The 11363-nt window shown below is 63.2% G+C and carries 9 protein-coding genes; 7 read left to right on the top strand and 2 right to left on the bottom strand.

What is annotated here, in order from left to right; genetic code table 11:
- The first annotated feature begins 207 nt into the window (after positions 1–207).
- The 7 genes from AC3G88_RS24110 to AC3G88_RS24080 all read left to right on the top strand — a co-directional run bounded on the left by AC3G88_RS24110 (position 208) and on the right by AC3G88_RS24080 (position 8199).
- Positions 208–597 (top strand): OsmC family protein, encoded by a 390-nt coding sequence (locus AC3G88_RS24110; protein ID WP_488774064.1) that lies wholly within the window; start codon positions 208–210, stop codon positions 595–597.
- A gap of 434 nt (positions 598–1031) precedes the next feature.
- Positions 1032–1853: a hypothetical protein gene (locus AC3G88_RS24105; protein ID WP_488774158.1), complete on the top strand. Its 822-nt coding sequence runs from the start codon at positions 1032–1034 to the stop codon at positions 1851–1853.
- A gap of 343 nt (positions 1854–2196) precedes the next feature.
- Positions 2197–2841 (top strand): response regulator, encoded by a 645-nt coding sequence (locus tag AC3G88_RS24100; protein ID WP_488774065.1) that lies wholly within the window; start codon positions 2197–2199, stop codon positions 2839–2841.
- On the top strand, positions 2838–3269 hold the full coding sequence (locus tag AC3G88_RS24095; protein WP_488774066.1) for an Hpt domain-containing protein: 432 nt from the start codon (positions 2838–2840) through the stop codon (positions 3267–3269). Before AC3G88_RS24100 ends, AC3G88_RS24095 begins: the two co-directional genes overlap by 4 nt.
- A gap of 114 nt (positions 3270–3383) precedes the next feature.
- The gene (locus AC3G88_RS24090; protein WP_488774067.1) at positions 3384–4361 is read left to right on the top strand and encodes a DedA family protein/thiosulfate sulfurtransferase GlpE; all 978 of its coding nucleotides are present in this window, start codon (positions 3384–3386) and stop codon (positions 4359–4361) included.
- Between the two features lie 90 nt (positions 4362–4451).
- Positions 4452–7073 (top strand): hypothetical protein, encoded by a 2622-nt coding sequence (locus AC3G88_RS24085; protein ID WP_488774068.1) that lies wholly within the window; start codon positions 4452–4454, stop codon positions 7071–7073.
- Positions 7074–7188: 115 nt separating this feature from the next.
- A complete protein-coding gene (locus AC3G88_RS24080) occupies positions 7189–8199 on the top strand; it encodes an LLM class flavin-dependent oxidoreductase (RefSeq protein WP_488774069.1) in 1011 nt (336 codons plus the stop codon).
- 19 nt (positions 8200–8218) lie between these two features.
- On the opposite strand, the gene AC3G88_RS24075 is transcribed toward AC3G88_RS24080, so the two are convergent.
- Both AC3G88_RS24075 and AC3G88_RS24070 read right to left on the bottom strand, forming a co-directional pair.
- The gene (locus AC3G88_RS24075) at positions 8219–8716 is read right to left on the bottom strand and encodes a hypothetical protein (RefSeq protein WP_488894064.1); all 498 of its coding nucleotides are present in this window, start codon (positions 8714–8716) and stop codon (positions 8219–8221) included.
- Positions 8713–11217: a glycoside hydrolase family 19 protein gene (locus tag AC3G88_RS24070; RefSeq protein ID WP_488774071.1), complete on the bottom strand. Its 2505-nt coding sequence runs from the start codon at positions 11215–11217 to the stop codon at positions 8713–8715. The genes AC3G88_RS24075 and AC3G88_RS24070 overlap by 4 nt, the downstream gene beginning before the upstream one ends.
- Between the last annotated feature and the right edge of the window lie 146 nt (positions 11218–11363).

The raw sequence follows: 11363 nt of genomic DNA, 5'->3' as shown, positions 1-11363 counted from the left end.
TTTGCAGCGCGCTTTGTGTTGCGAGGGGGCGAATATTAGATGGGATTGGCCGGGGGCGCAAGCCCCTTGTCATCCATCCGTGAAAAAATTCCTAAAGATACTATTAGGCCACTTGGGAGGCAGCCGCGGCGGTGCATGTATAGAATCAGAGTCGCCGGGCTGCCCGCCCGCCTTTTCACCAGAACACAGGAACCAGGAACACTACCGATGACAATCCAAGCCAAATGGCTGGCCGATTCCGGCTCGAGCGCCTGCGATCTCGGCAACGGTACGGCGCAGTGGCAGGCCGACCTTGATGCGCCGATGGGCAATCCGGCGATTCCAAACCCGCACGACTTGCTGGACTCAGCGCTGGCGGCCTGCACCACCCTCACGCTTCAGATCTACGCCAAGCGCAAGGGTTACGACCTTCAGGAAATCCATGTCAGCGTGGCCCACGAGGAAACCCCGGGATCCTACAAGCTGATCCGTCATATTGCTCTGCGCGGGGAACTGGCGCCGAACGTGCGGGAGGACTTGCTCCGCGTGGCCAACAAGTGCCCGGTACACAAGTCGCTCAGCGCGCAGATCACGATTGACACCACGCTGGCTGCCTGAGGCCGATAGATAAAGCATTGACCGCACAAATGATAATCGTTATCATTTGTACCCTCGGGTTCTGACACGACCTGAGTCAGCAAATGGGTTACCGGACACCTCCGTGTCCGGCCTTTTTCTTCGCCGTTTGCGCTCGCCCTTTCCCCTCTCCGTTGCCTTTCGCGATCCCACACGCTCGCATCGGCAGCGCGTCATCTTCCTGTCCCGCAACGCGCGCACTGTTGTCCTGCAGCGCGAGACAAAACCGACCCTGATTCGCATCCCGCAAACGCGGGGCACGTTTTCAAACTTTGTTCGATTGCCCACGGAGCCTGCGTCGCAATGCGATGTATTCCGCACTAATTCGCTTGGTCGGCACTTCATCGGGGCTTAATATGGACGCAAAAAAGAACATCTGTTGCACAAGTCAGGGAAGCATCGGGAGCGGGGACATCTTGGCGAATTACCTAGAAGAGTATTGCGCGCGAATCCGTCGTGGCGGCATTCGCGGTATCGCAGATAAGCCAGTCGTTGTGGATCAGGACGGGACGTATGTCATGAAGTACGTTCCGTTCGAGCATCGAAACGAAAACGCCAGACTGATACTGGTCAGTACCACGCCGGGCCATGCGCATGTGCAACTGGCTGCGACGGTGACCGACGAGTTGCTGCGCGCACACGCGCCCGGCCGCGTCATTCAGCGCGAACACAAACGGCGGGTGGAACTGGGCGGGCGCATGGTTCGGCCCAATCTGATCCGGATGCTCGATCACTTCCGGATTCCCGAGCTGATCGGCCAGCCCCACGCCGCCGCGCTCTGGAACGATGGATTCGAGGCGATCCAGCCATTGGCCGTGTTGCCGCACGCCACTACCCGGCGCGGCCTGGTCTTCGATGGCACGCTGGAAGACCTGCTCGATGCCCCCATGCTGCGGATAGTGTTCGACAACCTGTTCCTCGGGGCGCTGCGGCAATGCCGCCCCGATGCCGTGTATGTCGCGCTGGGCCGTACCGCATGGGCCGCCTTGCAGCACGCGGCCCGCCTGGGGTTGCTTGCACATGACCAGTTGCTGGGCATGATGCCCGTGCCGGCTCGGGCGGGCAGCATGGTGCGCTACTTCCTGCGCGAAATCAGCGAGCACGACCTTTCGCCCAACGATCCGGTGCGGCATCGGATCGATTGGCTCGATGCCGCTCATGCCGAGGTCGAAGTCAGGGTTCGCCGCCTGCGGGCACGCGCGGCGCCGGCCACCCGGCCCGACCGGCTGATGGCATGACACGGCATGCGGCATGGCCCCCGGCCATTTGTGCCGCATGCCCCACCTCGGTGGGGATCAGCCGACCCGCGAAGTGTCGATAACTCTCCTTGAGGAATCTGACCTCCTCGCATTCCCGATTCGCGGCCCCCGTAATCACGGCGGGTCGCTATTTTTTTGGCCGACGCAACGCCGCGCGCGCCTGAGCGACTGACGTAACACGGACTTTCTGCAACTTTCAGACTCGTTGCGGAAATTTCCCACAGCAATTGCGGAAGCGTCGCATTTTCGGCGGGGGGAGCCCTCCTTATACTGGGTCGCCATGTGAAACAGTGGCCCATCCCGTTGGCCATGCGAGCAAGGCATGACAACCATCCTGATCGTCGACGATCACCCGGCGTTGCGACTCGCCCTGCGGGCACAGCTGTCGCAGCTGCCGGACATCACGCGCATCGCCGAAGCCGACAACGGCCAGACCGCCGTCGATCTGGTCAGGCAATACCGGGCCGACCTCGTCATCCTGGACCTGGACATTCCACGCATGAGTGGACTGGACGCCGTACCGCGCATGCGGGCGGCCCACCCGGGGGTGCGCGTGCTGGTGCTGACCGCGCAGGATGCCGTGCCGTTCGCTGCCCGCGCGATGCAGGCCGGCGCACAAGGCTTTGTCAGCAAGACCCAGGATCTGGAAGCCATCGTGCGCTGCGTGCAAAGCGTGCTTGGCGGATTTTCGGTGTTTCCGTCGGGCACGCCCCGCGACATGCCGCGCGACCCACAGCGCGACGGGCAATCTCCAAACGACACCCAAGGGCTGGGAAAGCTCACCGACAAGGAGATGGAAGTCCTGCGCATGCTCACGCGCGGCATGACGAACAAGGCCATCGGCAAGGCCCTGTTCATCAGCAACAAGACCGTGAGCAGCTACAAGACACGCATCATGAACAAACTCGGCGCCGAATCCCTGGTCGATCTGGTCGACTTTGCGCGCCGCTGCCGGCTGGTTCCATGAACACTGGCACGGCATGCATCCATCTCACCGCCGAAGAACGCCACGCCATCGGCGTCGCGGTGCGGGGTGCGGCATGCCACGACGCCACGGTGCAAGCCATGCTGGTGGCCCGCCTGCTGGACGGCAATGCCGCCGACGCGCGCGCCTTGCGCAAGGCCATCGCCCTTCGCGACTGGGCCGCCGTGCAGCGCAGCCTGCATCGCATCAAGGGCAGCGCCGCACTGGCGCGCTGCAACACGCTCGTAGCGGCCGGCAAGTCACTGGAATCGGCAGCCGGCCAAGCCAATGCCGCGGTCGTCAACACACTGTTTCCGCGATACACCGCTATCCTGAAGGAGTTCAATGACACACTACTGACTTTGCGTCCGGGGCAAGGCGGCACTGGCGAGCACAACCCGGACGCATTCCCTTCAACGAATTTGAAGTAACCCGGCGATTCAGCCGCATGCAAGCCGCGCGGCGCGCTGGCACACTACACACCGGTCCGGCGGTGCCCCCTTGCTTCAACGCCGCCGGCAATGACCAAACGCGGGAGACATGTCGTGGGTGATCTGCAGGCCTTGCTCGAAGGCCATGGATTGAGTCTGGTATTCCTGAACGTGCTGGCCGAGCAGGCGGGTCTGCCGGTGCCGGCCTATCCGATGCTGTTCGTGGCCGGCGCACTGTCGATGCAGGAGACCGGCCCATCGATCGGCGCGGTCCTGTTCGCGGTCATCGCCGCCTGCCTGATCGCGGACAGCGCCTGGTATTTCGCCGGCAAGCGGCTGGGCCAGCCCATGCTGCGCACGATCTGCCGGGTGTCCCTGTCACCCGATACCTGCATCCGCCAGACCCAGTCGCTGTACCTGCGGGTGGGTCCGCGATCGCTGGTATTTGCCAAGCTGCTGCCCGGTGCGGGGGCACTTTCCACGGCCATGGCGGGCATGACGGCCACGCCCTTCCTGACTTTCCTGTGCTACGACGCGCTCGGCGCACTGGTCTGGGCCGGCGGGGCGCTGCTGGCCGGCGTGGTCTTCAGCGACTTCGTCGACACGATCCTGGCGGCGTTCAGCGCCTATGGCCACGTCGCTGTCCTGGTTGCGCTGGGCGGATTCGCCCTGTTCATCGTCTGGCGCTTCTGGCAACGCTGGCGCCTGCTGCGCCGCACGGGCCGCATCCCCCGCATGACCGTGATGGAAATGGAACAACGCCGTGGCGCGGCCGACCGCCCCATGGTGGTGGTCGATGTCCGGGCGCATGGCACGACGCCGATCGAGCGTATTCCCGGCGCCCTGGTCATGGAAATGCGTGGACCGTTCAGCGCACTGGCCGATCACGACAAGGGCACCGACATCGTCGTCTACTGCGCCTGCCCGCATGAAATGTCGGCGGCCGTGCTTGCCGAGCGGCTGCGTGCGGCGGGCTACCCGAACACCTGGGCGCTGGCCGGCGGCTTCGATGAATGGAAGCGCCTGCAAGGCGCGCTGAATCCGGTGTCGGCCAACACGCCCGACGCGCCGACCCAGGCTGCCGCCCACTAGGGCCACGCCCGGCCCAGGCCAATCGCCGCTTTCCGTTCTGCTGCCGCTCCTATACTGGCCCCAGACGGTCTGTGCGCGAAAGGGGCGGGCATGCCGGAAGCCAACCAGGGCTGGGACGATTCCGGGTGGAACGATGAAGCCGCCCGTGTGGCGCATCGCCGTCTCGCGCTGCGGCTGCCCGTCGCGCCGGCCGCGCGCCAGCGCGTGGCTCTGGCGTTGTCCGGCGGCGGCCTGCGGGGTGCCGCTTTCTGCCTGGGCGTCATGCAGGCGCTGTCCGAGTCGGCCTGCCCCCCGTCGCTCCTTTCCACAGACAGTGGCATGCCAGCCTCGACGCCGCCAGGCCAATCGCTGCTGGCCCGTTTCGACTACCTGTCGACTGTTGGCAGCGGCAGTTTTATCGGCGCATTCTTTACCAGCCTGTTCGTACCTGGCCGGCTGGAGCCAGGGAGCACTCCCCGGCAAGCCGCCGAATCCGCCTATGGCACCTTGCAAGGCAATTCGAACGTCCCGGCCGGGCGCCGCGCCATGGCGTGGCTGCGCGAGAGTAGCCATGCGCTGACATCGGCAGATGCTGGCGATGGCCTGTGGGCGGCCATCGTCGTGGTGCGCAACTGGTTGGCGATGCAGTGCATTCTCGGCAGCATGCTGCTGGCGATAATGGCCCTGCTGGCGCTTGGGCTGCATCTGATGATCGGCGCGTGGCCCGGCGTGGGCCGCGACGAGATGACGCTGCTCTACGCCGCGCGACGGGCCTTCAACGAAAACCTTCCAGCTGTCTGGTGGAGCGAATACCTGTGGCTGCCGATCGCGTCGGCGTTGTTGCTGGCCGTACCGCCGGCCATGGCCTGCTGGCTCGTGTCTCCGCGCACGGACGACGCCGGCCAGCCAGCCCGTGCCTTGGCGCGGGCCGTGCTGCTGACCGGCATGGCCAGCGCGCTGGTGTTGATGGAAACCTTCAAGACGGCCCTCCTGATCTGGCTCGTTGTGGCCACCGGACTGGTCGTACTGCTGCCGGCGCCGCGCACCGTGGCCGCGTACCGTGCGCGGGCCGCGCGTGCGTTGCGCGCCGCGGCCACGCTGACAGTCGGGCTGGCGGCGCTCGGTGTGGCCGACACCATCGCCCGCAGCTGGTATCTGTATGGATCGATGGCCGCCAACCCCTGGCGCCTGGCCGGCCCCGCCCTGACTGCGGCCGCGCTGGCCTGGGTGGTCCATCACGGCGCCACCCGCCGCGCTGCCATCCCGCGCGCTGCCACCGCCGCGACCGGCGCGACATGGCGCTGGCTTCCCGCGCCGTCTCTTGCCGCACTGCTGACAGGCGCCGCCGCGGCCATGCTGGCGATTCTGCTCGTCGCGCTGTGGTCGTGGCTCGTGCTCTGGGTGCGCTGGGACGGTGGGGAACCCGTCGATTGGCTGGTCTTCGGCAAGGCGTGGACCACGTCGTCCCTGGTCGCGCTGGCCTTGATCGCCCTGGCCATTGCCATTGGCGTGGGACGCGGCGTTGGCCTGGTGAATCTGTCGACGCTGCAGCCGCTTCATGCCGCGCGGCTCACGCGTATTTATCTAGGGGCCTCCAATGGGCAGCGCCATGCCGCTACCGATGCGGCAAACCGGACCATCCCGACGCCCGGCGACGCGCTGTCGCTCGACGCCTATTACGATCCACGCACGCTGGCGCCGCTGCACCTGATCAATGTGACGCTGAACGAGTCGATCGGCCTGACGGGACAGCGGATTCCGCGCGGCCGGCGGGGTCGGCCGCTTTGCGTCGGACCCGGCTCCCCCAAGGTATCGCCACCCGCCGCAGGGCCCGCCACGCCGGGCCACCACGTTCGGGTCACTGTCGATGGCAAGCCATGCAACGGCGCGCCCGGCCAGCCAGATGGCATGCCAGGCGGCGCGCAGCTACGTACCGTCGGCGACTGGATCGCGCTTTCCGGCGGTGCCGTGCCCATCGGGCCGGGCAATGCCGCCACGCCGGGCGCTTCGCTGCTGGTCGGGCTGGCCAATCTGCGTCCCGGGATCTGGTGGCAAGGACGCATGACGGCCAATGGCGCCAGTCATCCGCCCCATCCCGGCTGGTTTGGCCAGCTGTTCCGCACCCAATACCAGTTGGCCTGCGAACTGACCGGGCGCTTCCACGGCATGCGGGGCGGCTGGCAGTATCTGTCGGATGGCGGCCACTTCGACAACACGGCGGTCTACGAACTGCTGCGGCCCGAGCGGCAGGTGGGCCTGATCGTGCTGTGCGATGGCTGCGGCGATATTGGCGGCGATGGCGGCAACCGCTTTGCCGACCTGGACAACCTGATCGCGCGTGCGCGCGCGGATCTTGGCCTGAGGATCGAGGTAGACCGCGCTGCCGCACGTGACCCCGTGCTGGGCACGGTTTTCGGTACGCCTGATGACCGTTCCGGCAACGCTTCGGCCGATGCCGGCGCCAAGTTTGCAGTCCTCCTGAATGTCCACAAGGCGGGACAGGCCGGCCCGGCCCGGGCCCGCATCATCGTCATCAGGCCGTGCCTCGCCGGCTGGGACTGCGACGCTGTACCCCCGTACGACGCGCGGCATCCGGCATTCCCTCCCGGAGCCGCCGCTCACGCATTTTTCGGAGATTTGCGATGGGAACACCATCGCGCCCTGGGACGGGCGCTCGGCCTGCGCATCGCCACGGGGCCGATCGGCGCACGACTGTTCGCGAGTGTTCCATGAGGCCCCACGGCCAGCATGGCCTCTTGCGCGGCGCCAGCACGATCGCTCGGCTGTGACTACCATAGCCCGTCCCTGAATTCAAAAGACGTGCGGCATACGTCGCGCGTGGCAATCCATGATTCCCTATTCCCTGCTCGATCTTTCGCCGATCGCAGAAGGCAGCGACGCGGCCCAGGCCATGCACAACACGCTGGACCTGGCCCGGCACGCGGAACGCCTGGGCTTTCGCCGCTTCTGGCTCGCGGAGCACCACAACATGCCGGGCATCGCCAGCGCGGCCACCGCCGTGCTCATCGGCTACGTCGCGCAGGGCACGTCGACCATTCGCGTCGGCTCGGGCGGCATCATGCTGCCGAACCATTCGCCGCTGGTGGTGGCCGAGCAGTTCGGCACGCTGGCGTCGCTCTATCCGGGCCGTATCGACCTGGGCCTGGGCCGCGCGCCGGGATCGGATCAGGCCACGGCGCGGGCGCTGCGTCGCCATCTCGATCACGACACCGCCGACAGCTTTCCGCAGGATGTTGAGGAGTTGCAGGCGTACTTCGAAGACGTGCGCCCAGGCCAGCGCGTACGCGCCGTGCCTGGCGCCGGGCTGAAGGTGCCTCTGTGGTTGCTCGGCTCGAGCCTGTTCAGCGCCCAACTGTCGGCCGCAATGGGGCTGCCTTTCGCATTCGCGTCGCACTTCGCACCGGGCTTCATGCGCCAGGCCGTTGACCTGTACCGCCGCACGTTCCGGCCATCCGACCAACTCGACCGGCCGCACGTGATGCTGGGGCTGAACGTATTCGCCGCCGACACCGACGACGAGGCGCGCCGCCTGTTCAGTTCGCTACAGCAGCAGTTCCTGTCCCTGGTGCGCGGCACCCCCGGCCAGCTCAAGCCGCCCGTGGACGACATCAGCCGCCTGTGGGACGCCAGCGAGGCCGATCACATCCGCCGCTCGCTGGCCTGTTCCGTGGTGGGCGACCCGTCAACGGTACGCGACGGTATCCAGCGTTTTGTCGACGACCTGCGCCCCGACGAACTGATGCTGACCGGCCAGATCTATGACCACCCGGCACGCCTACACTCCTTCGAGATCGCGGCGGACGCGATGCAGGCAGTACAGAGGACGGCGGTGATTTGAGCGGGCGGTGGGCCCACAACTAATTATCGATTCCGTCGACAGGGTCCACCGTTTCGATGCCGCGAAAAGCGCGCGGGCTAATAGAAACATAATCACCCGCTTGACACACGTGGTTCGCAACAAGACGCCCACGTTTTACTACGTAAACTTCGCTTGGTTGACCCTGATATAGCACGTAATCGTAGGCTCCCGACTGAAATTTCACATGAGTGAAGCTGACGTTTCCTGCGGCGATATCACTGATTGAAAATATATTCTTCGGAGGCCGAGGAAGTTCAGGATATTGAAGTTCAATCGCTTCCGGCATTCCAAATCTGTACTGAACATATCCATTAGCAGGGGATATATTTCCGGACGCACATAGCGAGACGATTTTTTTACCGGCCAGGCAACTGAAATATACTTCCTCAGAGGAACCACACAACGTCGTCTCGTCCGCTCCCGCAACGGCAGGCAACGCCACCTGCAACGAGATACCGGCCATGAGGCGCGCAGCAGTTTTGATTTTATCGTTCAATCGAAAATCCCTTTCTCGTAGATCGCCTTAAAGTTTCGCACCCGCTTCTCATAACTGTCGGTGTACATGTTTATGATCTTAGTTATCTTATTTACCTGCTCATCTGCCGCTCCTTTATCGGCTATTGCCGGGAGGCGATTTTTTACCCAAAAATACGCTGCCGAGCGCACCGCATATTTTGGCTGACGCAGCAGATCGGGTTCTTCTTCAAAATCGATGATTTCTTCCGGCCATTCCTTTTGGTTTGTTGCATGCCACTGCGTAAAATCGCGATAGTTTGCCCTGCCTGTAAGCTGCTTGATACCTCTTCCCCTATATCTCCATCCATCGCCGCTTTCATAATTTCCATTTCCGAGGTCTTTGCGACCGCCATAGGCTCCATTGGCAATAGCTTCGAAATCATCTTGCGTCATCGCCTGACCGTCCGCCTTAATCGGCCGAACTTTGTCATATCCGTGAAGTTCGGCTTCCTTCGGATTTTCTCGAAAATACGAAAATACTGACAAGGCACTCGCCTTCCATATAAACCCTTCCTCAAGCCTGAGGGAGGCTCCGGTTTCCTGCATGACCTGCGCAAAAAAATGGATTCGCCGGAGTGGCGTGTCCAACTTATAAAATTCAAGATGTAAGTTAATCTCTTCCGTGATTTCCAAAAGGTCGGACCTTTTTGCTGTTGGGAACAAGGACTCCAACATTGCAATTGTGAATTTTAATAGACCCCGGCCAAAATTCCCCACCAGCGCGACAGGATGAATATGAAACACCTCCGGCCCCGGCAGGTCGGACAGAGCGGCTTTCACGTCATCCCACCAGACGAGGTCTTCGATTCGTTTTTGCTCAGCCTCGTGTTGTCGCGCTTCTCCAAGGGCCGTGACGAGCCGCTTCCATTTGGCGGGATTAGCCCATTCGCTTTCGTGCTTGATGATGAGCCGCGACATCGTCAGAGCACGCCACGGGTCGTTAGCCACGCAACATAATTCATCGGCTGCGCGCTTGTCGTCGTGCGCGGGGTAGATTGCGCGATAGATTGCAGTCATCAGTGGGCTCAGTTTGGAGAGTGCCGCAGACTCCGGCACGTCCGCCCCCGTTACATAGTCGACGTATGACTGGGTAGCCGCAAACAACGTATGCGTCGGGTCATGCGCGTGTTCCAATGTGTCAAAGTCGATCCACGATTGTGGGAATTCACGGGTCACGCGACCACCGGCGAAGTTTTGCTCTCGCACCCAACCGCTGATGGGGTTGCGTAGCATGTTTGCACCGCCCACATTCCACCAGTTCAGCTTGAGGTTGTCGGTTCCCGGCGCTAACTCCGCATAGCGGTTCTCCGAATTCCGAGACAGTTCCGAGAATTTTTCAACGACAATGACATCGGTGCGGGGTGCTTCCTTTCCCTCGTGCAATGCTGCCTTGTACAGCTTGGTTCCTTTTCCCACACGCAGGATCGTTGGCTCCGCCGGCAGCCCAAGCGCCTTCCATTCCTTGGGGTAAGTAGACTTCTCCGCAATCCACTCTCGTCCTTTCGCAAGGAACGACTTGATGTCATCCCCGCAAAACACCTCGACATGCGTCATCCGGCTGGAGGTTTTCTGATTCAGAGAATCGTAGCGCCCCAGGTAGCCAATCAGCTCGCCTGCCTTGATCTTGACGGGTGGTGTCGGAACGACCACCTTGTCGAGGTGATCCTCCGGCATGACTTCCTCGACGACATGCCCGCCGTGTTCCTTGCCCAGGAAGGCCCATCCGCCAATGGCGGCAGTCGGCGCCGCAAACGCGCCCGCCTTGGGCGGATACGGCCGCGCCTCGTGGATATTCTTGATCTTGCCCCAATTGCCGGTGCGCTCGCTGATGCTGAACAGGGTGCCCTGCGGCAGGATGCAAAGCGGTCTGCCATAAGGGCGGGTCGCGCGCACGCGTAGTCCTTGCTGCCCTGCGGGGGCCGGCTGTCCGTGGCTGCCTCTGGAAGGCTTGTCCCGAGCAAACGGCGTGACCTTGAACTCGGGCGACCAGTACGCCGGCCGCGGTAGCCTGGTATCGTCCTCATACCCCCTAAGGTCCTGCAAGTGCATGTACAGACTGAAGAACGTCAGCGTGGTGCCGCGCGGAAACTCCATCGCGTGACGGACGAGGGCAAAGCCGGTGCTATAGGGGGCATTGACCGCCGGGTTGTCGTCACCTGCGGGCAATTCGCTGACCGGATAAGCCTTGTTCAGACGCCACGCCACAACCTCGCCATCGGCTATGCACCGTACGCCATGCCTGATGTCCAGGAATTGGCCCGCCCCTGCTTCCGAAATATGGATACCGCCATGCCACATGCCGCTGCGGCTGACCGAATAGCCACCGGATGGCTCGTTTTTCAGCAGCCTGTGGAATTCATGTTCGTCGATAATCTCGACCGCAGAGGCATTGTTCCCATGCCCCTTCTTGCGCATCGGAAAAGTGAAGCGCAACAGCTTCAATGGTGGGAGGCGCGGCGTAGTCGGCTTGCTGTTCGACATTGTCCGCCTTAATTGGAGATTCCAGAATTCATATCGCCCTCGACGTCGAGAACCGACGACTTCGTCCGAATACTGTCGCCGGCGGAATACCTAGCGGCGCACAGTAAGCCATCTGTCCGGGCGTGGTAAACCTTCACTGCACGAAT

The organism is Cupriavidus sp. 86D6 (genome assembly GCF_057815095.1).
Note: the sequence above shows the minus strand (reverse complement) of the source record. Positions and strands in the feature narration are given on the sequence as shown.